Below are 21,455 nucleotides of genomic sequence, written 5' to 3'. Positions count from 1 at the left end.
GCGAAGATGCACCGGCCGCGCAACGCGGCTGTGCTCCGAACGAGAAGAGAGATGGCGGCAGCAATCAAAAAAGTCGGCGTAATCGGCGCGGGGCAGATGGGCAACGGCATCGCCCATGTGGTCGCCCTCGGCGGGTTCGACGTGATCCTGAACGATGTCTCCGCCGACCGGCTGAAATCGGCGATGGCCACCATCAACGGCAACCTGTCGCGGCAGATCGCCAAGAAGGTCATCACCGAAGACGCCCGCAAGACTGCGCTGGCGCGGATCACTGCGACGGAAAAGCTCGACGGGCTGGCCGACTGCGACCTCGTGATCGAAACCGCGGTCGAGAAGGAAGAGACCAAGCGCAAGATCTTCCACGAGCTGTGCGCCGCGCTGAAGCCGGAGGCGATCGTCGCCTCCAATACCTCGTCGATCTCGATCACCCGTCTGGCCGCCTCGACTGATCGGCCGGAGCGCTTCATCGGCATTCATTTCATGAATCCGGTGCCGGTGATGGAGCTGGTCGAGCTGATCCGCGGCATCGCCACCGACGACGCCACCTTCGAGACCTCCAAGGCGTTCGTCGCCAAGCTCGGCAAGCAGATCGCGGTGTCGGAAGACTTCCCGGCCTTCATCGTCAACCGCATCCTGCTGCCGATGATCAACGAGGCGATCTACACGCTGTACGAAGGCGTCGGCAACGTCGAAGCCATCGACATGGCGATGAAGCTCGGCGCGCATCATCCGATGGGCCCGCTGGAGCTGGCCGACTTCATCGGCCTCGATACCTGCCTGTCGATCATGCAGGTGCTGCACGAGGGCCTCGCCGACTCCAAGTATCGGCCGTGCCCGCTGCTGGTGAAGTACGTCGAAGCCGGCTGGCTCGGCCGCAAGACGAGCCGCGGTTTCTACGACTACCGCGGCGACAAACCGGTCCCGACCCGCTGATCGGCGGAGCTCGCTCACCCGATTCCCGGTACGCTCCGGATCTGCTCGGCCAGGAAGTCGATCAGCAGCCGCACGCGCGCGATCCCGGCGCGCTCCGGTACGATCAACAGATTGAGCGGCACCGGCGACAGTCGATATTCGGGCAGGATCACTTCGAGCCGGCCCGCGGCCAGTAGGTCGTCGACCAGCCAGCGATGGGTCGCAGCGATGCCGCGCCCGGCGAGCATGGCCTCCCGTGCCGCAAGCCCATGATCGACCCTGAGCCGGCCGCCGAATGGCACCCGATGCTCCTGTTGATCGGGTCCCTGCAGGATCAGCAGATCGCTGCCAGCAACATTCACCATGCGAATGCCCTGGTGGCGGGACAGATCCGATGGCGCCATAGGTCTGCCGTGAACCGACAGATAGTCCGGCGAAGCCACCAGAAGGCGGTGGCTGTGGCCGAGCGTCCGGAGTCTCAGCGAGCTGTCGGTCAGCGGAGCCAGCCGGATCGCCAGGTCGACGCCCTCGCGGACTAGGTCGATGCGCTGATCCGTCAGACCGAAATCGATTCCGATGTCCGGATAGCGATCCTGAAACGTGAACATCAGCCGGCTGGCGTGCAGCACGCCGAACGACGCCGTGCAGGATATCCGGATCGTGCCGGCCGGGGCTCCGGAGGCGCCGAGGGCCTCGTCGCCCGCCTGTTCGAGCAGCCGCAGGATCTGAACGCAGCGGGCGTAATAGCGGCTGCCTTCTTCGGTCAGCATCACCCTTCGGGTGGTGCGGCTCACGAGCGGCGCGCCGATCGCGGCCTCGAGCTCCTGCAACTGCCGGGTGACGGTGGACTGGCCGACATTGAGGTCGCGTGCGACCGCCGACAGGCTGCCCCGCTCGGCAATGCGAACGAAGGTGCGGATGCGTTCGATCGTGACGGCTGATCTATCCATTTATCGGAATAATCATATCGAGAATCGGCGGCTACTGGAATAGTTGCGGCAGGTCTAGCAGGAGGCTCTGGTCATCGTTTCAGGGAGCCTCGCCGTGAAAGTTCTTCTGGTCTTCGCCCATCCGGAACCGCGTTCGCTGAACGGAGCGTTGCGCGACGTTGCGGTCGCCGAGCTGCAACGCCTCGGCCACCAGGTTCAGGTCTCAGACCTGTATGCCCAAGGCTGGAAGCCGGCGGTCGACCGCGGCGACTTTCCGAGCCTGGCGTCGGATGAACGCCTTCTGCCGACCGAGGCATCGAAGGCGGCGTTCGACGCCGGCGAGCTGACGCAGGATGTCCGCGACGAGATCGACAAGCTGCTCTGGGCCGACGCCGTGATCCTGCAATTCCCGCTGTGGTGGTTCAGCATGCCGGCGATCCTGAAGGGCTGGGTCGAGCGGGTGTTCGCCTGCGGTTTCGCCTATGGGGTCGGAGAGCACAGCGACAAGCGCTGGGGCGACCGCTACGGGGAAGGCGTCCTGGCCGGCAAGCGCGCCATGCTGATCGTCACCACCGGCGGCTGGGAGCAGCACTACGGTCCGCGCGGCATCAATGGGCCGATCGATGACCTGTTGTTTCCGATCCACCACGGCATTCTGTTCTACCCGGGTTGCGAGGTGCTGCCGCCTTATGTGCTGTATCAGGCCGGCCGTCTCGATGCTTGCGGGTTCGAGGCCGCAGCCGAACGGCTCCGGGAGCGGATGCGCGCGCTGGGCCAGACGCCGCCGATTCCGTACCGCCGCCAGAACGGCGGCGACTACCTGATCCCGGCGATGGAGCTGCGCTCCGAGATTGGCGATCCGAACGCCACCGGTTTTGCGGTCCATCTGAGCGCGGTGGCAGGCGCAAAGAGCGAAACGGCCGCTCGCGATGCAATTTCATCGAATGCGAGCGTCCCCGCGTCAGATTGTTAACGGTTTGCTGCCAGACTGCCCCGATGGACATGAGCATGATCAGCGCGGCGCTCGCCATGCAGGCCAGCAGCACACAGATGCAGATCGCGACGACGATTCAGGCGTCGGCCTCGCGCATGGAGCGTGACACCGTGCAGACGCTGCTCGGCACTGGGCAGGGCGGCTCGCCTTCGCTTGCCAATGTCGGCCCCGGCGTCGGCGGCAGTCTGAATATCAGCGCGTGATCCGAGCCCTTTAGCTGTCATCGCCATTTAGCAGTCATTCCGGGGCGCGAGCGTTAGCTCGCTAAACCGGAATCTGAACGTGCCCTGCAAGATCAAGATTCCAGGTTCGCCGCTACGCGGCGCCTCGGAATGACGCCGAGGTGGCTATGGCTTCCCGGCCGCGGCCGGCTTCACCGCCGCTTTGATCAGCGTGGTGGCGTCGTTGCTGTCCCACTCGGCCGGGCCGGCGATGGTGGCGATCTCGCAGCCTTCGCGGTCGACCAGCACTGAGGTCGGCATCCCGAGCGCGCGGCCGACGGCCTTCAGTTCCTGAAACACCTTGGCCGAAGCGTCGGTGAACACCGCCAGGTGCGTGAGCTTTTCGTCGTCGAGGAACTTCTTCGGTTTGGCGGGGTCGCGGGTGTCGATGTTGATCGCCACCACGTCGAAGTCCGGGCTGCCGAGCTTGGCCTGCAGATTGTCGAGCGCCGGCATCTCCTTGCGGCACGGCACGCACCAGGTCGCCCACAGATTGACCAGCACGGTGCGGCCACGGAAATCCGACAGCTTCTTGGGCTGGCCGGCGTCGTCCGTGAACATCAGATCAGGCAGCCGCAGCGGCGCCGTCGCCGGCGTCAGCGCCGCGACCTCGCCGCGCAGCAGCGGCTTGAGTTGCTGCGCCAGCGCCACCGCCGGCCGGCACACCGGATCGCCGCCCGCATTGCGTTGCAGCCCGGCAATCCCGTATACCCCGGCGGCGCCAGCGACGACGAGCACGGCAATCGTGGCCAGGATGATGGTCAGACGGCCGGCGCGGCGCGTCGGGGCAGGATTCGGCTGGGATTCAGTCATCGAGCAATCGAGGTCGGCAAGCCGTGCAGGTTCGCGGGCGGCTGCTGGTGATGAGATGTGATTGAGACGCGAGCATGATCGTGAGCGGCGACAAATGAGCAACAAGATGTGGGGCGGCCGATTCACCGATCGCCCCGACGCGATCATGGAAGAGATCAACGTCTCGATCGACGTCGATCGTCATCTGTATGCCCAGGACATCACGGCGTCCAAGGCTCATGCGGCCATGCTCGCCGCGCAGGGCATTATCACCGCGAACGATGCGAAAAATATCGGCAAGGGTCTAGACACGATCCTGTCAGAAATCGGCGCCGGTAAATTCACCTTCAAGCGTGCGCTCGAGGACATTCATATGAATGTCGAGAGCCGGCTCGCCGAACTGATCGGCCCTGCCGCCGGCCGGCTGCACACCGCGCGCTCGCGTAACGATCAGGTTGCCACCGATTTCCGGCTCTACGTCCGCGACGTGCTCGACGAGACCGATGCGGCGCTGGCGGCGCTGCAGCAGGCGCTGGCCGAGCGCGCGCTCGAGCAGGCCGATACCGTGATGCCCGGCTTCACCCATCTGCAGACCGCGCAGCCGGTGACGTTCGGCCATCACCTGATGGCCTATGTCGAGATGGTGGCGCGCGATCGCGGCCGGTTCCAGGACGCCCGCAAGCGGCTCAACGAAAGCCCGCTCGGCGCTGCAGCGCTGGCCGGCACCTCGTTCCCGATCGACCGCCACGCCACCGCTGCCAAACTCGGCTTCGACCGGCCGATGGCCAATTCGCTCGATGCGGTGTCGGACCGCGACTTCGTGCTGGAGACGCTGTCGGCGGCGTCGATCTGCGCGGTGCATCTGTCGCGCTTCGCCGAGGAGATCGTGATCTGGACTTCGCCGCTGGTCGGCCTGATCCGGCTGTCGGACAAGTTCACCACCGGCTCGTCGATCATGCCGCAGAAGCGCAATCCGGACGCGGCCGAACTGGTCCGCGCCAAGACCGGCCGGGTGATCGGTGCGCTGAACGGCCTGTTGATCGTGATGAAGGGCCTGCCGCTCGCCTATCAAAAGGACATGCAGGAAGACAAACAGGGCGCGATGGAAGGCTTCGCGGCGCTGTCGCTGGCGATCCGCGCGATCACCGGCATGGTCCGTGACCTGGAGCCCGAGCCGGAGCGGATGAAGGCGGCGGCCGGCGAGGGCTATGCCACCGCAACCGATCTGGCCGATTGGTTGGTGCGGACGCTGAAGATGCCGTTCCGCGAGGCGCATCACGTCACCGGCCGGATCGTCGGCCTTGCCGCCAAGAAGGGTGTGGCGCTGCACGAGCTGCCGCTCGCCGATATGCAGTCGGTGGAAAAGCGCATCACCAAGGACGTGCTGGCCGTTCTCAGCGTCGAATCCTCGGTGAAAAGCCGCACCTCCTACGGTGGCACCGCGCCGAAGAACGTTCGCAGCCAGGCCAAGGCCTGGCTCAAGCGGCTGGCCAAGGACCACAAATCTCGCTGAAGCGGCTGCCTCGGGTGATTTTCGGGGGCTCGCCAGCGCGGCGCAATCTCGGTATGGTGCCGCGCCAATTGGGGATATTCGACGTGAATCGCGTGACCAACCCATCGCGATGGGCGCTTCTGGTGATCGTGGCGGCGACGCTGGCTCTTGCAGGCTGCGGTCGTAAAGGCGGTCTGGATCTGCCGCCGGGCGCTGCCGACACGCCATCGGCCGCGCCGGCGAGTACGCCGGAGGCCAAGGGCGACGTGTTCGACTCGTCCTACGGCACCAACGCGCCGCCGTCCGCCGCCAAGGGGCGGAAGCGAACCACCATTCTCGATCCGCTGCTGGACTAAGCGCCAAGATGCGTCATTTCGACTATCGCGACGGCGTGCTGCACGCCGAAGGCGTCAGCCTTGCCTCGATCGCGCAAGACGTTGGCACGCCGTTCTACTGCTACTCGTCCGCCACGCTGGAGCGGCACTACCGGGTGTTCACCGAGGCTTTCGCCGGTACCGATGCACTGGTGTGCTACGCCATGAAGGCCAACTCCAACCAATCGGTGTTGCGCACGCTGGCCAAGCTCGGCGCCGGCGCCGACGTGGTGTCGGGCGGCGAATTGCAGCGCGCGCTGGCCGCGGGGATTCCGCCGAGCAAGATCGTGTTCTCCGGCGTCGGCAAGACCGAGGCCGAGCTGCGCGCCGCGCTCGCCCACGACATCAAGTGTCTCAACGTCGAATCCGAGCCCGAGCTCGAACTGCTGTCGCGGCTTGCGGTAGAGACCGGCCGCACCGCTCGGATCTCGCTGCGGGTCAATCCGGACGTCGATTCCGGCACCCACGCCAAGATCTCCACCGGCAAGTCCGAGAACAAGTTCGGCATCCCGATCCGCCACGCCCGCGAGGTCTATGCCCGCGCCGCCAGGCTGCCGGGCATCCAGGTCACCGGCGTCGACGTCCATATCGGCAGCCAGATCATCGACCTGGCGCCGATGGAAGCGGCGTTCCGCATCGTCGCTGAATTCATCCACGTCCTGCGCAGCGACGGCCATAATGTCAGCCACGTCGATTTCGGCGGCGGCCTCGGCATTCCTTACTACGAAGATCGCGAAGCGCCGCCGGAGCCGTTCGCCTATGCGGAGATGGTCAAGCGCGTCACCCACAATCTCGGCTGCACGCTGCTGTTCGAACCGGGCCGAATGATCGTCGGCAACGCCGGCATCCTGGTCGCCAAAGTGATCTACGTGAAGCACGGCGACGGCAAGACCTTCGTGATCATCGATGCGGCGATGAACGATCTGATCCGCCCCACTTTGTACGAAGCGTATCACGAGATCCTCGCCGTGCAGCAGCCGGCGCCCGGCGCAGCCACGATGGTGGCCGATGTGGTCGGCCCGGTTTGCGAGACCGGCGATTACCTCGCGCTCGATCGCAAGCTACCGGAGCTGAAATCCGGCGATCTGATCGCGATCATGACCTCGGGAGCCTACGGCGCGGTGCAGGCGTGTACTTACAATACGCGCGCGCTGGTGCCGGAAGTGCTGGTGAAGGAGGATCAGGTCGCGGTGGTGCGTCCACGCATCGAGGTCGAGCAACTGATCGCGATGGACAAGCCGGCGCCTTGGCTGTGAGCAGGTCCTTCCCCTGAGAAAGGGGGGGACCGCCAGACGCGGCGTACAAATTCCTGGCGGTCCCGGCCGCGCTTGAAATCCGTGGCCGTGAACATGCGGCTTCGCCGGCCACGCGCGCGACGGCCGACCGTAGCGTTCCGGCAGATCAGAGCAATTTGAAGTGCTTTTTAACCTAACCGATCAACCTTAACGGAGCAGCGCCGGCTCCGATTGGAGCGCGCTGGCTGCGCATCATCGGTGGCTACTGCGATGAATCAGCCTTAGTTCGGCCCTCAAGGCATCCCAACAGGGGGGCGGCGTGGCTACGTGCCGGATCGCCACCGACCCTCGGCGAGACCATACCACCATGACGGACCTGACTGCCGCGAATGTACCCACCGGGCCCGACAAGTACCCGGTCGTCCTCCGCATCCTGCATTGGCTGCGCGCGATTCTGATCCTTGGACTGATTGCCGCAGGCTGGACGATGACTTCGCTCGACGACGGCACCGAGGCGAAGTTTGCCCAGCTCTATCCACTGCACAAATCATTCGGCGTCCTGGTCTTCCTGATCGTGCTGGTTCAACTGGCGATTCGGAGTGCGGTGCGTCTGCCCTCAGAGCCGGTGCTGCCCGCACACGAGCGAGTACTGTCGCGCGTCGTTCACATCGCGATCTACGTGCTGCTGTTGGCCGTTCCACTGATGGGTTACGCGATGTCCAGCACCTATCCGGATAGCGACGGTGTGACACTGTTCGGCCTCCCTCTCCCCGAACTGCTACCCAAGAGCGAGTCGTGGTTCCGCGTGTTCCAATTCCTGCACAAGGTCTTTGCCTACAGCCTGCTGGGGCTGGTCGGATTGCACATCGCGGGCGCTTTGAAGCATCGCTTTGTCGATGCCGATCCGAACGCCGACGTGTTGCGGCGGATGTGGTAGGGCCTGCGCGCTCGCGCGGCGGCTGAGCAGGTTCGAGCCGGCAGTGGTCGGCACTGTGACGAGGTCCGCACGACGTCGTCACGTCTTTGTGTCGGGGCCGGTCTGTTCGGGCTCTGGCCTGCTGTGCCTCATTGCCGCCGTTGTGCTACGCTGCTGTGAGCAACAATCCGGAGAGATGGTTGAGCGGCAGCATTCCCGATCCGTCGCAGGCCCCGCACGATGAAGAGGCGGTCGCGCGGCTGCACCTGGACAAGGCGATCGGGCGCGCGACGCTGGCGATTGCCTGGGAACGGGCATGGCCGCATCTGGCGCGACTGATCAGCGTCGTCGGGCTGTTCCTGGCGCTGTCGTGGGCCGGCCTCTGGCTGGTGTTGCCGTTTTCCGGTCGCATCGTCGGCATGGTGCTGCTGGCCGCGCTCGCGCTCGCCGCCCTGATCCCCGCCATCAAGTTCCGATGGCCGAGTCGCGACGAGGCGCTCGCGCGGCTCGACCGGAACACCGGCCTTAAACACCGCCCGGCCACCGCTCTCGGCGATACGCTGGCGACCGGCGATCCGGTGGCGCGGGCGTTGTGGCAGGCACAGCGTGACCGCACCCTGGCGACGATCCGCGGGCTCAAGCCGGGGCTGCCGTCGCCGCGGCTGCCGCTCCACGATCCGTGGGGGCTGCGGGCTCTTGTGGTGATCCTGTTGGTCGCGACCTTCTTTGCGGCCGGTGAAGAACGGACCGCGCGGGTGATGGCGGCGTTCGACTGGAACGGCGCGATGGCGCCGTCCAACGTGCGGGTCGACGCCTGGGTCACGCCGCCGGTCTACACCAACAAGCCGCCGATCATTCTGACCTCCGCCTCCAACAAGGATCTCGCCACGCCGAGCAGCGGCGCGTTGGCAGTGCCGGTCGGCTCCACCTTGCTGGTCCGGTCGAGCGGCGGCGACCTCGATGTCGCTGTCAGCGGCGGTGTGGTCGAAATCAAGCCGGACAACGAAGTGCCGAAAGGCATCAACGAGCGGCATTTCCGCATCACCGGCGACGGCACCGCGCGCGTGCGCGCGCCGGCGAGCGAAGCCCCGTGGAGCTTCACCGCGACGCCGGACAAGCCGCCCGCAATCGCGCTCGCCAAGGAGCCGCAGCGCCAGGCGCGCGGCTCGTTGCAACTGTCATACAAGCTCGAAGACGACTATGGGGTCACCGAGGCCGAGGCGCAGTTCGCCGCCGCGCCCGCCAAGGCACCGGACGCTAAACCGGCGGATGCGCCGCGGCCGCTGTTCGAGCCGCCGCAGTTCAAGCTGGTGCTGCCGAATGCACGCACCCGTGCCGGTGTCGGCCAGACCGTCAAGGATTTCAGCGAAGATCCCTATGCGGGCGCCGAAGTGGAGCTGACGCTCACCGCCAAGGACGAAGCCGGCAACCAGGGACACAGTGAGCCGTTCGCAATGCGGCTGCCGGAGCGGCTGTTCACCAAGCCGCTGGCGCGCGCTTTGATCGAGCAACGCCGCATCCTGGCGCTCGACGCCAACGCCAACAAGAAGGTCCACACCGCGCTCGACGCGTTGATGATCGCCCCTGAGGCGTTCACCCCGAATGCTGGTCAGTATCTCGGGCTCTATACCATCGCCGATCAGCTCGAACGCGCCGGCACCGACGACCAGCTCCGCGACGTCGTGAGCAATCTGTGGTCGCTGGCGGTGTCGATCGAAGACGGTGATGCGTCGGATGTCGAGAAGGCATTGCGTGCCGCGCAGGACGCGCTGAAAGACGCGTTGGAGCGTGGCGCGCCGGACGAGGAGATCAAGCAGCTCACCGACAAGCTACGCGCGGCGCTCGACGCCTATATGCGCCAGCTCGCGCAGCAGCTTCGCAACAATCCGCAGCAGCTCGCCCGTCCGCTCGATCCGAACACCAAGGTGATGCGGCAGCAGGATCTCGACGCGATGATCCAGCGGATGGAGCGGCTGTCTCGCTCCGGCGACAAGGAGGCCGCCAAGCAACTGCTCGATCAGCTCGCGCAGATGCTCGAGAACCTGCAAATGGCGCAGCCCGGCCAGGGCGGCGACAACGACATGGAGCAGGCGCTCAACGAACTCGGCGACATGATCCGCAAGCAGCAGCAGCTCCGCGACAAGACTTACAAGCAGGGCCAGGACCAGCGTCGTGACCGAATGCGGGGCCAGGACGGCGAGCAGAATCTCGGCGATTTGCAGCAGGATCAGCAGAATCTGCACGACCGGCTGCGCAAGCTGCAGCAGGAGCTTGCCAAGCGTGGCCTCGGCCAAAACCAGCCCGGCGACAAGGGCGAACAAGGCCAGCAGGGTCAGCAAGGCGAGGGCGGTCTCGACCAGGCCGATTCGGCGATGGGCGATGCCGAAGGACGGCTCGGTGACGGCAACGCCGAGGGCGCGGTGGATTCGCAAGGCCGTGCGCTCGAAGCGCTGCGCCAGGGCGCGCAGAAACTCGCCGAAGCGATGCAGCAGGGCGACGGCGAGGGGCAGGGCGAAGGTCAGGGCAATCGCCCGGGCCGGCAGCAGAGCGGCGCCAACCAGACCGATCCGCTCGGCCGTCCGCTCCGCGGCCGCGATCTCGGCGACGATCTCACCGTCAAGATCCCCGGCGAAATCGACGTCCAGCGCGTCCGCCGTATTCTCGAAGAACTCCGCCGCCGCCTCGGCGATTCCGGACGTCCGCAGATCGAGCTCGACTACATCGAGCGGCTGCTGAAGGATTATTAGGGCGATTAGCTAACGACGAGCACCGCGCAACGGGTGAGGGCACTCCTCTCCGCGAGTCGCTGACTCTCTGCGCGCGTCGCCCTCACCCCAGCCCTCTCCCGCCGGCGGGAGAGGGGGCGCGCTGCGGCTTGGGGCGGGCGTTGATCGTCCCGCCGCGAGGGGATCAACTACTCTTCTTCGCCGCCAGAGCGTCCGCGACCGCGGTGCGGATGTCGGCCACCGAGAATGGCTTGGTGACGACGTCGTGGACGATGGCGTCGAGGCCGGAGGCGCGTTCGCGTTGATCGGCGAAGCCGGTCATCAGCAGGATCGTCAGCTCGGGGAAGTCGCGCGCCGCGGCGAGTGCCAGCGCGATGCCGTCCATGATCGGCATCTTGATGTCGGTCAGCAGCAGGTCGAACCTGCCGTTCTGGTTGGTGAGGATCTCCAGCGCTTCGCTGCCGTCTTCGGCTGTGACGGTTTCGTGGCCGTCCATGCCGATCGCGCGTGCGACCAGCAGGCGCATCGATTCTTCGTCGTCGGCGATCAGGATGCGCGCCATCGTTCTATTTCCCCGTCGCGGCCGGCGCTGGGCCGCGTGCAACTCGTCTCATCATGGCTTCAGGCGCCGCCCGCGGCAATGTCGCGCCGGTTGAAGAATCGCACGTCGATCGATCGCGCTTCGGCCGGCGGCGACGCCAGCCGCGTCCGGAACCAGGCGATCTCGCCGGGCCGCAGCGCCTGCTGCTCCAGCACCGCGTTCCAGGCGTAGATCTCGGTGCCCTTGCCGTCGCGCACCGAGAACCGCAGCCGCGGCACATCGACCGCGCGCTTGGCTTGGCCGACGATCACGCCTTCGATCACCAGCACCGGCTTGGATTCCACCGTCTCGCGGCTGATCTTGACGTCCTTGATCGCCAGCCCGCGCAGGTTCACGTCGAAGCCGATCATCTCATAGAACGCCGCCGTCTGCGGCATCAGTCTGACGATGTCGACGCGCCAGATCAGCAGGCCGAGCGCCACCGATCCGAACACCGCGATCGCAAGCTGCGCGTTGAGCAGCGATTTGACTGCCTTCATCGGCTCCTGCCGCAGTTCCGTCAGCCGATCCTTGATGCTGCGCGGCCGGCGCCTGGCGCCGAACGACGGCTTGCGCTTGCGTCGCCGCGGCAATGGCTCGTCGTCGTCGCCTGGCGCGGGCTCGTTGGCGAGCGCACGCACGAATGGATCGAAGTCGCCCTGCCCGGGCAGATCCGCGGTGATCGGCGGACTTTCGACGACGGGCGTGTCCTGCTCGTCCTCGGTCACGCCCCAAGCGGGATCATTGGCGAGATCATCGGTGGCCGGCTGCTGCTCTTCGACCGTCATTGCGGCGACACGGACGTCGCTCTGCACGTCCTCGGGTCGCGCCAGCCAGACTTCCTTGCACCGGGAACAGCGCACCGTCCGGCCGGCATCTCCCAGTTTGGCCGGATCGATTGCATAGGATGTCGTACAATGCGGGCAGACGATATGCATGGCGAATCGCTGGCTATAAGGTTCGTCCGATCGTACCGGCCTTCCGTTAACGAATCGGAAACCATAGCCGCCTCACAACGGGCGGCACGGGCAGATGGCGTGGCGTGCCCTTTCTCCCCGCGCCGATCGAAATCGGAGCTGAACGTGGTCCGCTTCGAAAATGTCGGCCTGCGCTATGGGCTTGGTCCGGAGATTCTCCGCGACCTCAACTTCGCAATTCCGGCCCACTCGTTTCAGTTCCTCACCGGGCCGTCCGGTGCGGGCAAGACCTCGCTGCTGAGGCTGCTGTTCCTGTCGCTGCGGCCGACCCGGGGGCTGGTCAATCTGTTCGGCAACGACGTGTCGCTGCTCGGCAAGGACGAGGTCGCGGCGCTGCGGCAGCGCATCGGCATCGTGCTGCAGGACTTCCGCCTCCTCGACCACATGACCACCTACGAGAATGTGGCGCTGCCGTTCAGGGTCACCGGGCGTGACGAGTCGAGCTATCGCAAGGAGGTCATCGACCTGTTGAAATGGGTCGGGCTCGGCGACCGGATGGATGCGCTGCCGCCGGTCCTGTCGGGTGGCGAGAAGCAGCGCGCCGCGATCGCCCGTGCGGTGATCGGCCGGCCGCATCTGCTGCTCGCCGACGAGCCGACCGGCAACGTCGACCCGACGCTCGGGCGCCGGTTGCTGCGGCTGTTCGTGGAATTGAACAAGACCGGGACCGCGGTGGTGATCGCGACACACGACATCAACCTGATGGATCAATACGAAGCGCGCCGGCTGGTGCTGCACCAGGGGCGGCTTCACGTTTATGAATAGGCTGGGGCCGGTGCGCAGAGCCGACGAACGCGACATCATGGTCGACCTCGGGCACGAGCGCCCGCAGGTGCCGCCGAAGGCGCGCAACGCCTCGCCGATCGTGCCGCGGGCTTCGATCTCCGGCCGCGCGCTGGTCGCCGTGGTGGCGATCATGACGTTCCTGGCGTCGATGACCACCGGCGTGGTGATGTTGATCAGCGCGTCGGCGGCGGAGTGGCAGTCGGAGGTCTCCAGCGAGCTGACCGTGCAAGTGCGCTCGGTGCGCGGCCGCGATCTCGATCGCGACGCCGAGCAGGTCGCCGAGGTGGTGCGCAGCCAGCCCGGGATGGTCGAGGTGCGGACTTTCACCAAGGAAGAATCCGCCAAACTTCTGGAGCCGTGGCTTGGAACCGGCCTGTCGCTCGACGACCTGCCGGTGCCGCGGGTGATCGTGGCGCGCACCGTCCCAGGCCGCGGTCTCGATTTGGCCGAACTGCGTCGCCGCGTCGCCGAAGCGGCGCCGAGCGCGACGGTCGACGATCATCGCGCCTGGATCGAACGGATGCGGTCGATGACCGGGGCGACGGTGTTCGCCGGGCTCGGCGTGCTCGGCCTCGTGATCGTCGCCACCATCATCTCGGTGTCGTTCGCCACTCGTGGCGCGATGGCGGCCAATCGGCCGATCGTCGAGGTGCTGCATTTCGTCGGCGCCAGCGATCGCTACATCGCCAACCGCTTCTTCCGCCACTTCCTGCTGCTCGGCCTGCAGGGCGGGCTGATCGGCGGCGGCGCGGCGATCTTCGTGTTCGGCTTTTCGGAATCGGTGGCGACGTGGTTCTCCGGCACCCCGGTCGGCGACCAGTTCGCGGCGCTGCTCGGCACCTTCTCGCTGCGCCCGACCGGCTATCTGGCGCTCGCCGGCATGGCGGTGTTGATCGCCGGGATCACCGCTCTGGCCTCGCGGCGCACGCTGTTCAGCACGCTGAATTCGATCGAATGAGCCGCCGATGACCGCCGATCTACCGCCGCACCGCTGCGGTCGTTCGACCATCCGGCGGACTCCCTTTCGCCCGAAATCGCATTAGAGTCCGGGCATCTTTCGCGGGTCGCCAACGGTGGCCGCGAAGCGCCCGCCAAACGAGGCCTATCGCACGTCCCATGCCGTCGTCGTCCGATCACAACCCGATCTCTTTGCCGTCTGACCGTCCGGTTCGGCGCGGCGGGCGGCTGCGTGCGACGATCGTGGCGATGCTGGCGCTGGGCTTCGTCGCGGTGGCGGGCGGCTTCGTGGTGTTTCTGGCGCAGTTGCACGGCGCTGAGCAGCGGCCGCGCCACAACGCCGACGGCATCGTGGTGCTGACCGGCGGCTCGTCGCGGGTCTCGGACGCGGTGGAGCTGTTAGCCGCAGGCTATGGCAAGCGGCTGCTGATCTCGGGCGTTCATCGCACCAATGGGGCCCGCGACATTTCGCGCTCGGTGCCGGAAAGCCGGGATTTGTTCAGTTGTTGCGTCGACCTCGACCGCTCCGCGGTCGATACCCGCAGCAACGCCGCCGAAACCCGGCGCTGGGTCCAGGAGCGCGGCTTCCGCTCGTTGATCGTGGTGACGTCGAATTACCATATGCCGCGTGCGATCGCCGAAATGTCGCACGCCATGCCGGACGTCGAATTGATTCCGTTCGCCGTGATCGGCGACAAGTGGCGCGACGAGCCGTGGTGGACCAGTAGCGGAACGCTGCGGCTGTTGCTATCGGAATACGCCAAATATCTCGCGGTCGAGCTGCGGGTGCGACTGTCGAAGTTCGGCATCGAGCTGATGCCCGAACCGGCCGAACAGGCTGAGCCGACCGGCGCCCGCAAGTCAGCGACAGCCGCCGTCAACTGATCGGACCGTTCCGATGTTCGTGATCTTTCTGCGTTCGCTGATTTTCAACGTGCTGTTTTACCTGTTGCTGGTGGGTTGGCTGATCGTGGCGATCCCGACCTTCCTGTTGCCGCGCCGGGCGCTCATCAAGGTCGCCAAGATGTGGGGCCAGAGCAGCATCTGGCTGATGCGCTTGGTGTGCGGCACACGGGTCGAATTTCGCGGACTGGAGAAGATCCCGCCGGGGCCGCTGATCGTCGCGCCGAAGCATCAGTCGATGTGGGAGACCTTCGCGCTGCTGCAGTTCTTCGATGCGCCGCTGTACATCCTCAAGCGCGAACTGACCTGGATTCCGGTGTTCGGCTGGCTGCTGGTCAAGGCGGACATGATCGCGATCAATCGCCGGAAGGGTGGTCGGATCCTGATGGAAATGGCGAAGAGCGCCAGCGAAGAGGTCAATCGCGGCCGTCAGTTGATCATCTTTCCGGAAGGCACCCGGACCCCGGTCGACGCGCCGCCGCACTACAAGGCCGGCGTCGCTCAGATCTATGCCGATTGCGACGTGCCGTGTCTGCCGGTCGCGCTGAACTCCGGGCTGTTCTGGCCGCGGCGCCAGTTCATGCGCTATCCCGGCACGATCGTGGTCGAGTTTCTCGATCCGCTGCCGGCCGGCCTGGAGCGGCGGGAATTCCTCACCCGCGTCAGTGCCGCGATCGAGACCGCCAGCAACCGGCTGATCGCGGAAGCGCGCAAGGAGCAGGCTGCACTGTTCGGCCGGGTGCCGAGCGTCAAGCCGCATCAGGCGAAGCCGGCGCCGAAGCCCGAACGCGGTCCGGCCGGCTGATCGCGCCTCGATCCGGCGTCAGCGCGGCGCCGGTGCGTCGTCGCGCAGCGCCTCGGCGAGCTGGTGCAATTGCGGATCGCGGCAGCCCTGCGCCTCCAATGATCGGACGGTCGCGATCACGTAATCGCGGTTCGGCCCGGAGCGGCCATGGCCCTGTCGGACGTGGCGGAGCTGTTCGGCAGGCGTCAGCCGCCCGGCATATTGCGCATGACCGCGATCGACCACGTAAGCCAGCGCGCTGACGCGGCGGCGGGCGTCGTCCTCGAGCCAGACCGATCGTTTGACCTCGCGATACACGCTGGTCACCTGCTCGCGCTCGCGCAGGTAGGCGACCGTCGCCATCCGCTGGGCATCGGCGATGCGGAACGCGATGCCGCGGCAGGCGCCGCCGCGATCGAGCCCGAGCACCAATCCCGGCTGCTCCGGCGTTCCGCGGTGCACGAAGGAGTATACGCACAGCGCCCGGTGTTCGCCGATCAGCCGTGCCGGCACCCGCTCGACGAAATCGAAGCCGGGGTGCCACATCAGTGAGCCATAGCCGAACACCCAGAGATCGCCCTCGGACAGTTCGGATTCGGTGAGAGTCTTGGCGGACATGGCGACGGGACTATCGTGCAAATGACAAATTCAGTCCTTACCGCATCGGGTTCGGAAACGTGAGCGGTTTGCTGCGCGAGCCGGCCACGTTTCCGGTATGAGCTGCGGCACCCGGTCGCGGATTCACTTTCCCGGCTTCTCCTTCTAAGTTGGCTCGATGGCAAATTCCCCGATCCCTCACCGTCGCCCGCTGTGGCCGCTTCTGGTGTTGCCCGGGCTGGTGGTGGTCGCCGCGCTCGGCTGGAGCGCGTTCTGGCTGTTTTCGGCCAGTCAGGTCGATCAGATCGTCGATCAATGGCGAGCCCGCGAAGCCAAGGCCGGCCGAAGTTATGATTGCGGCCAGCGCTCGGTCGCGGGCTTTCCGTTCCGGCTGGAAGTTCGCTGCGAGAACGCCAGCGTCGCGCTGACCTCGCAGACGGCCGAGCAGGTCGCCAGCCAAACCCCGATGACGGCGAAGCTCGGTGAAATCCTGGTGGTGGCTTCGCTGTATCAGCCGAGCCTTCTGATCGCCGAATTCAAGGGCCCGGCGACCTTTGCCGATCGTGGTCAGCCGGTGTCGATGGAGCTGAACTGGAAGACCGCCCGCAGCAGCGTCGCCGGACTGCCGGGCGCGCCGGAGCGCGTCGCCCTGGTGTTCGACGAGCCGGTGCTCGACGGATTGAGCGGTGCGACCCGCGTGCCGCTCGCCCGCGCCCGGCACGCCGAGCTGCATGGTCGTCAGCGCGAGGCCGCCGGCACCGAACCGCGCCAGCTCGAAGTCGATCTCAGCCTCGACGGCACCTCGGTGCAGAACCTGCATCCGCTGCTCTCCGATCCGTTCGACGCCCATCTGCGCTTGCTGCTCAGCGGCCTGAAGGATTTCCGCCCCAAGCCGTGGCCTCAGCGCTTTCGCGAGATCCAGGCTGCCGGCGGTCGTATCCAGTTCGAGCAGGCGCGGATTCAGCAGGGCGACATGGTGGCGGTCGCGACCGGCTCGCTCGGGCTGACGCCGCAGGGCTATGTCGACGGCGAATTGCAGATGGTGGCCACCGGGCTCGATAAGGTGATTCCCAAGCTCGGCATCGACAAGATGCTGGAGCAGGGCGTGTCGCAATCGACGCTCGACCGGCTGGCGCCCGGCGTTCGCGCCAACGCCGTCAACAACGTGCTCGGCGCCCTCGACCGCGCCATTCCGGGCCTCGGCCAGGTGGTGCGCAAGAACGCCAATGTCGCGGCCGTCGCCGGCATCGATGCACTCGGCCAGGAAACCACGCTGGAAGGCCGCCCCGCCCGCGCCTTCCCGCTGCGCTTCGTCGAAGGCGCCGTAATGCTGGGGCCGATGAAGGTGGGGCAGACGAAACCACTGTTCTGAGGAGACGCTTAGTAAGCGTCTCCCCGCGGGCCATTTGAAGTAAGCGTTCCCGCGATCCGCAGCGCGCTCCCTCTCCCGCAAGCGGGAGAGGTGACAGACGTGCTGCCCTGCCAATAACTAACTAGTTTAATGCAACCCCGGCGCCTCGTGGCCGGTGCGGGCGACGTATTCGGTGTAGCCGCCGCCGTATTTGTGGACGCCTTCGGGAGTCAGCTCCAGCACGCGGTTCGACAGCGCGGCGAGGAAGTGGCGATCGTGCGAGACGAACAGCATGGTGCCTTCGAAATCGGCGAGCGCCTTGATCAGCATTTCCTTGGTGGCGATGTCGAGGTGGTTGGTCGGCTCGTCGAGCACCAGAAAGTTCGGCGGATCGTACAGCATCTTGGCCATCACCAGCCGCGCCTTCTCGCCGCCGGACAGCACCCGGCAGCGCTTCTCGACGTCGTCGCCGGAGAAACCGAAGCAGCCGGCGAGCGCGCGCAATGAACCCTGGCCGGCCTGCGGAAACCATTCTTCCAGTGACTGAAACACGGTGAGTTCGCCGTCGATCAGATCCATCGCGTGCTGGGCGAAGTAACCCATCTTGACGCTGCCGCCGATCGTGACGCTGCCCTCGTCGGGCGCAGTGCTGCCAGCGACCAGCTTGAGCAGGGTCGATTTTCCGGCGCCGTTGATGCCCATCACGCACCAGCGCTCGCGGCGGCGGATCGCGAAATCCAGATCCTCGTAGATGACGTGATTGCCGTAGGCCTTGCGGACATGGCTGAGGCTGGCGACGTCTTCGCCCGAGCGCGGCGCCGGCAGGAAGTCGAACGCGATGATCTGGCGGCGGCGCGGCGGCTCGACCTTCTCGATCTTCTCCAGCTTCTTGACCCGGCTCTGTACCTGGGCTGCGTGTGAGGCGCGCGCCTTGAAGCGCTCGATGAACGCCACTTCCTTGGCCAGCATCGCCTGCTGCCGTTCGAACTGCGCCTGCTGCTGCTTGTCGGCGAGCGCGCGCTGGCCCTCGTAGAATTCGTAGTCGCCGGTGTAGCTGGTCAGCGTACCGGCATCGATCTCGACGATCTTGTTGACGATCCGGTTCATGAAAGCGCGGTCGTGCGAGGTCATCAGCAGTGCGCCCTCGAAGCCCTTGAGGAACTGCTCCAGCCAGATCAGGCTTTCGATGTCGAGGTGGTTCGACGGTTCGTCGAGCAGCATCACGTCGGGCCGCATCAACAGGATGCGGGCGAGCGCCACGCGCATCTTCCAGCCGCCCGACAGATTGCCGACGTCGCCGTCCATCATCTCCTGCGAGAACGAGAGACCCGCCAGCACCTCGCGGGCGCGGCCTTCGAGCGCATAGCCGTCGAGTTCCTCGAAACGGTGCTGGACCTCGCCGTAGCGTTCGAGGATCTGCTCCATTTCGTCGGCGCGGTCCGGATCGGCCAGCGCGTGCTCCAGCTCCTTGAGCTCGGCGGCGACCTCGCTGACCGGGCCGGCGCCCTCCATGGTCTCGGCGACCGCGCTGCGGCCGCTCATCTCGCCGACGTCCTGGCTGAAATAGCCGATGGTGAGGCCGCGATCGACCGACACCTGGCCCTCGTCGGGCTGTTCCTGGCCGGTGATCATCCGGAACAGCGTGGTCTTGCCGGAACCGTTCGGCCCGACCAGCCCGATCTTCTCGCCCCGCAGCAGCGTTGCGGAGGCTTCGATGTAGAGGATCTGGTGGCCGTTCTGCTTGGAGATGTTGTCGAGACGGATCATGGGCTCACGCGGGGGGAGAAATGCTGCGGCGCGTTTAGCCGATCGGAGGCCGCAGCGGAAGGGCTGGAAGGCAGGACGCGCCGCAGTGCGCTCCCTCTCCCCGTGCGCGGGGAGAGGTGAAGGAAGCTCACCCCTCCGGTAGCACGGCGTTGCTCGGCGTTACCCGGTCGGTGATCTGCATGCCGAACAGGCTGCCGAGCAGCTCGACCGCGACGCGGGCGGTGCGGCCGCGTTCGTCGAGGAACGGGTTGAGCTCGACGATGTCGACCGAGCGGACCAAGCCGGAGTCGTGCAGCAACTCCATCACCAGATGCGCTTCGCGATAGGTGGCGCCGCCCGGCACGGTGGTGCCGACGCCGGGCGCGACCGAGGGATCGAGCACGTCGACGTCGAACGACAGATGCAGCACGCCGCCGGCTTTGCTGACGCGGTCGATGACGCGGCGGATCAGCACGCCGACGCCGAACTCGTCGATCGCCCGCATGTCGACCACCGGGATCGCGCGCTGACGCACCAGCTCCTTTTCGAGCGGATCGATCGAGCGGATGCCGAACAGGTCGAGCCGGCTCGGTGGGACCGACACCCGCGGCTCGTCGCCGAGCAGATGATCGAGCCCCGGCTCGCCGCACAGGAACGCCGCCGACATGCCGTGCATGTTGGCGGTCAGCGTCGTGGCCGGCGTGTTGTAGTCGGCGTGGGCGTCGAACCACAGCACGAACAGCGGCTTGTCCTGGCACTGCCAATAGCGCGCGACACCGTTGACCGAGCCCATCGACAGGCTGTGATCGCCGCCCATGAACAGCGGCACCGCGCCGGACTGCGCCAGCTCGTAGGCGCGCGCCGAGATCGCCCCGACCCAGCTTCGCACCTCGCTGTAGTAATTGGCGTTGGCCGGCACCGGATCTTTGCCGCCGTCCAGCGCCGGGCGCGTCATGTCGCCGTGATCCTCGACCGCAAAGCCGAGCTGATCGAGCACGCGGCCGATGCCGGCGGTGCGCAGCGCCGCCGGCCCCATCAGCGTGCCGCGAAGTCCTGCGCCAATCTCGATCGGTACGCCGAGCAGCGCGACGCGGCGCACGGAATCGCTGTGAGCGACTTCGGTCTGCGACATGAGAGTGACGCCCCTTCAAATGCGCGCGTGACGCGCGCCGGAGCGCTGCGTCAACTCAGGCTTTGAAATAGGTGATCTGATGCGTGGTCGCCAGCAGCCGCCCGCTCGGCGACCACAATTCGCCGGTCTGATCGGAGAAGCTCTTGTGAAACACATTGGCGTCGGCGACGCCGAGCACCGCGGTGATCGGCTCGGCGGCGAGATCGGCGGCGTCAACGTGGAAATAGGTCGTCATCGACACCGTGCCGATCGGCAGCAGCTCGCCGCGGACGTGGAAGATTCGGGCAAAGAACGCATCCGCGATCGCCGACAGCGACAGCAGGTCAAGCGTGCGCGGCACGGCGTGGCCGATCCACGCTTTGGTGTGCGGGCTCGCCGGCTCCGGCAGCGGCCCGCCGCCGAAGTTCGGCTCGTTCTCGACGAAGCGAAACTCGAACTGCCGGATCCAGGATGCTGCGACACCGGCGCGCTCATAAACCGGCGCTTCGTCGTAGCCGGCGGTCTTCGGCATTTCGGCCGGTCGGTGCGTCCAGGTCTCGCGGCGCTGCGCGAACACCGCGGTGGCGAATGCTTCGACCCCGGCGTCGCCCTGGCTGACCTCGATGCCCCAATGCTGAGTCGAGCGGGTCGCCTTGATCAGGCGAGGCGTCAGCTCGAAGCTGCCGGCGTTGATCGGCGCGCAGAAGTTCACCGTGAAGGCGAGCGGATCGCCGGCGCGCTCCGGCTGCAGCATCAGCGCGCGCAGCAGCGTCGCGGCGGTGGCGCCGCCGAACTGGCCGACGAAGGCGTGGTAGTCGTCGCTGGTCGCGCCCTGCCAGCGTCCCCCGTCGACTTCCACCCGCGTCGCGGCGTCGAACGGATGCGGAGCGTGCTCGACTTTGGCGTCCATGGTGCGCTTCCCGTGTTGTTGTTGGTTTTGTGCGCCGCCAGCTTGCACCGCGGCGCAGCCGGGCGCAATGGCTGTCGATCATCATGTGATGAAAGGGCTGGGCCGGCCCGCGGCCCGCAAGCACGTCATTCCGGGGCGCGTGTGAAACGCGCGAGCCCGGAA

Annotated in this window: 21 protein-coding genes; 13 read left to right on the top strand and 8 right to left on the bottom strand. The window is 66.4% G+C overall.

Annotation, left to right across the window (positions count from 1 at the left end; translation table 11 throughout):
* The first annotated feature begins 51 nt into the window (after nt 1–51).
* Entirely contained in the window at nt 52–933 is an 882-nt protein-coding gene (locus M9H71_RS06180; RefSeq protein ID WP_455404192.1) for a 3-hydroxybutyryl-CoA dehydrogenase, read from the top strand.
* A 14-nt stretch (nt 934–947) separates the two neighbouring features.
* On the opposite strand, the gene M9H71_RS06175 is transcribed toward M9H71_RS06180, so the two are convergent.
* Nucleotides 948–1,862: a LysR family transcriptional regulator gene (locus tag M9H71_RS06175; protein ID WP_455404191.1), complete on the bottom strand. Its 915-nt coding sequence runs from the start codon at nt 1,860–1,862 to the stop codon at nt 948–950.
* A gap of 94 nt (nt 1,863–1,956) precedes the next feature.
* On the opposite strand from M9H71_RS06175, the gene M9H71_RS06170 reads away from it, so the two are divergent.
* The gene (locus M9H71_RS06170; RefSeq protein WP_455404190.1) at nt 1,957–2,814 is read left to right on the top strand and encodes an NAD(P)H-dependent oxidoreductase; all 858 of its coding nucleotides are present in this window, start codon (nt 1,957–1,959) and stop codon (nt 2,812–2,814) included.
* Between the two features lie 35 nt (nt 2,815–2,849).
* A complete protein-coding gene (locus M9H71_RS06165) occupies nt 2,850–3,038 on the top strand; it encodes a hypothetical protein (protein WP_455404189.1) in 189 nt (62 codons plus the stop codon).
* A 144-nt stretch (nt 3,039–3,182) separates the two neighbouring features.
* Here M9H71_RS06165 and tlpA read toward each other — a convergent pair whose 3' ends face one another.
* Nucleotides 3,183–3,869: a thiol:disulfide interchange protein TlpA gene (tlpA, locus tag M9H71_RS06160; protein WP_455404188.1), complete on the bottom strand. Its 687-nt coding sequence runs from the start codon at nt 3,867–3,869 to the stop codon at nt 3,183–3,185.
* A gap of 94 nt (nt 3,870–3,963) precedes the next feature.
* Here tlpA and argH point away from each other — a divergent pair, with 94 nt between their 5' ends.
* The 5 genes from argH (at nt 3,964) to M9H71_RS06135 (ending at nt 10,612) form a co-directional block, all read left to right on the top strand.
* A complete protein-coding gene (gene argH, locus M9H71_RS06155) occupies nt 3,964–5,361 on the top strand; it encodes an argininosuccinate lyase (protein ID WP_455404187.1) in 1,398 nt (465 codons plus the stop codon).
* A gap of 53 nt (nt 5,362–5,414) precedes the next feature.
* Nucleotides 5,415–5,696 (top strand): LPS translocon maturation chaperone LptM, encoded by a 282-nt coding sequence (gene lptM / locus M9H71_RS06150; protein ID WP_455404186.1) that lies wholly within the window; start codon nt 5,415–5,417, stop codon nt 5,694–5,696.
* An 8-nt stretch (nt 5,697–5,704) separates the two neighbouring features.
* Nucleotides 5,705–6,970: a diaminopimelate decarboxylase gene (gene lysA, locus M9H71_RS06145; RefSeq protein WP_455404185.1), complete on the top strand. Its 1,266-nt coding sequence runs from the start codon at nt 5,705–5,707 to the stop codon at nt 6,968–6,970.
* Between the two features lie 346 nt (nt 6,971–7,316).
* Complete coding sequence (locus M9H71_RS06140) at nt 7,317–7,886, top strand: cytochrome b (protein ID WP_455404184.1); 570 nt, start codon at nt 7,317–7,319, stop codon at nt 7,884–7,886.
* Nucleotides 7,887–8,065: 179 nt separating this feature from the next.
* Nucleotides 8,066–10,612: a TIGR02302 family protein gene (locus M9H71_RS06135; RefSeq protein ID WP_455404183.1), complete on the top strand. Its 2,547-nt coding sequence runs from the start codon at nt 8,066–8,068 to the stop codon at nt 10,610–10,612.
* A gap of 163 nt (nt 10,613–10,775) precedes the next feature.
* Here M9H71_RS06135 and M9H71_RS06130 read toward each other — a convergent pair whose 3' ends face one another.
* Both M9H71_RS06130 and M9H71_RS06125 read right to left on the bottom strand, forming a co-directional pair.
* On the bottom strand, nt 10,776–11,153 hold the full coding sequence (locus M9H71_RS06130) for a response regulator (protein WP_455404182.1): 378 nt from the start codon (nt 11,151–11,153) through the stop codon (nt 10,776–10,778).
* 59 nt (nt 11,154–11,212) lie between these two features.
* Nucleotides 11,213–12,109, bottom strand: coding sequence for an MJ0042-type zinc finger domain-containing protein (locus M9H71_RS06125; protein WP_455404181.1), 897 nt, complete (start codon nt 12,107–12,109; stop codon nt 11,213–11,215).
* Nucleotides 12,110–12,253: 144 nt separating this feature from the next.
* Here M9H71_RS06125 and ftsE point away from each other — a divergent pair, with 144 nt between their 5' ends.
* The 4 genes from ftsE to M9H71_RS06105 all read left to right on the top strand — a co-directional run bounded on the left by ftsE (nt 12,254) and on the right by M9H71_RS06105 (nt 15,599).
* On the top strand, nt 12,254–12,913 hold the full coding sequence (gene ftsE / locus M9H71_RS06120) for a cell division ATP-binding protein FtsE (protein ID WP_011160268.1): 660 nt from the start codon (nt 12,254–12,256) through the stop codon (nt 12,911–12,913).
* Nucleotides 12,906–13,892 carry a cell division protein FtsX gene (locus M9H71_RS06115; RefSeq protein WP_455404180.1) on the top strand — a complete coding sequence of 329 codons (987 nt, stop codon included), beginning with the start codon at nt 12,906–12,908 and terminating at the stop codon, nt 13,890–13,892. The genes ftsE and M9H71_RS06115 overlap by 8 nt, the downstream gene beginning before the upstream one ends.
* A gap of 158 nt (nt 13,893–14,050) precedes the next feature.
* Nucleotides 14,051–14,776 carry a YdcF family protein gene (locus M9H71_RS06110; RefSeq protein WP_455404179.1) on the top strand — a complete coding sequence of 242 codons (726 nt, stop codon included), beginning with the start codon at nt 14,051–14,053 and terminating at the stop codon, nt 14,774–14,776.
* Nucleotides 14,777–14,789: 13 nt separating this feature from the next.
* Nucleotides 14,790–15,599 carry a lysophospholipid acyltransferase family protein gene (locus tag M9H71_RS06105; protein WP_455404178.1) on the top strand — a complete coding sequence of 270 codons (810 nt, stop codon included), beginning with the start codon at nt 14,790–14,792 and terminating at the stop codon, nt 15,597–15,599.
* An 18-nt stretch (nt 15,600–15,617) separates the two neighbouring features.
* Here M9H71_RS06105 and M9H71_RS06100 read toward each other — a convergent pair whose 3' ends face one another.
* Nucleotides 15,618–16,196: a gamma-glutamylcyclotransferase gene (locus tag M9H71_RS06100; protein WP_455404177.1), complete on the bottom strand. Its 579-nt coding sequence runs from the start codon at nt 16,194–16,196 to the stop codon at nt 15,618–15,620.
* A gap of 157 nt (nt 16,197–16,353) precedes the next feature.
* Here M9H71_RS06100 and M9H71_RS06095 point away from each other — a divergent pair, with 157 nt between their 5' ends.
* Nucleotides 16,354–17,547 carry a DUF2125 domain-containing protein gene (locus M9H71_RS06095; RefSeq protein ID WP_455404176.1) on the top strand — a complete coding sequence of 398 codons (1,194 nt, stop codon included), beginning with the start codon at nt 16,354–16,356 and terminating at the stop codon, nt 17,545–17,547.
* 126 nt (nt 17,548–17,673) lie between these two features.
* Here the strand turns inward: M9H71_RS06095 and M9H71_RS06090 are convergent, their stop codons facing one another.
* From M9H71_RS06090 to M9H71_RS06080, 3 genes are all read right to left on the bottom strand, one after another.
* Nucleotides 17,674–19,293 carry an ABC-F family ATP-binding cassette domain-containing protein gene (locus tag M9H71_RS06090; protein ID WP_455404175.1) on the bottom strand — a complete coding sequence of 540 codons (1,620 nt, stop codon included), beginning with the start codon at nt 19,291–19,293 and terminating at the stop codon, nt 17,674–17,676.
* 127 nt (nt 19,294–19,420) lie between these two features.
* Nucleotides 19,421–20,404: an arginase gene (rocF, locus tag M9H71_RS06085; protein ID WP_455404174.1), complete on the bottom strand. Its 984-nt coding sequence runs from the start codon at nt 20,402–20,404 to the stop codon at nt 19,421–19,423.
* Between the two features lie 55 nt (nt 20,405–20,459).
* Nucleotides 20,460–21,293: an acyl-CoA thioesterase gene (locus M9H71_RS06080; RefSeq protein ID WP_455404173.1), complete on the bottom strand. Its 834-nt coding sequence runs from the start codon at nt 21,291–21,293 to the stop codon at nt 20,460–20,462.
* Nucleotides 21,294–21,455: the final 162 nt, after the last annotated feature.

It is taken from the genome of Rhodopseudomonas parapalustris, from assembly GCF_053772255.1.
This window is presented reverse-complemented; position numbering and strand designations above follow the sequence as displayed.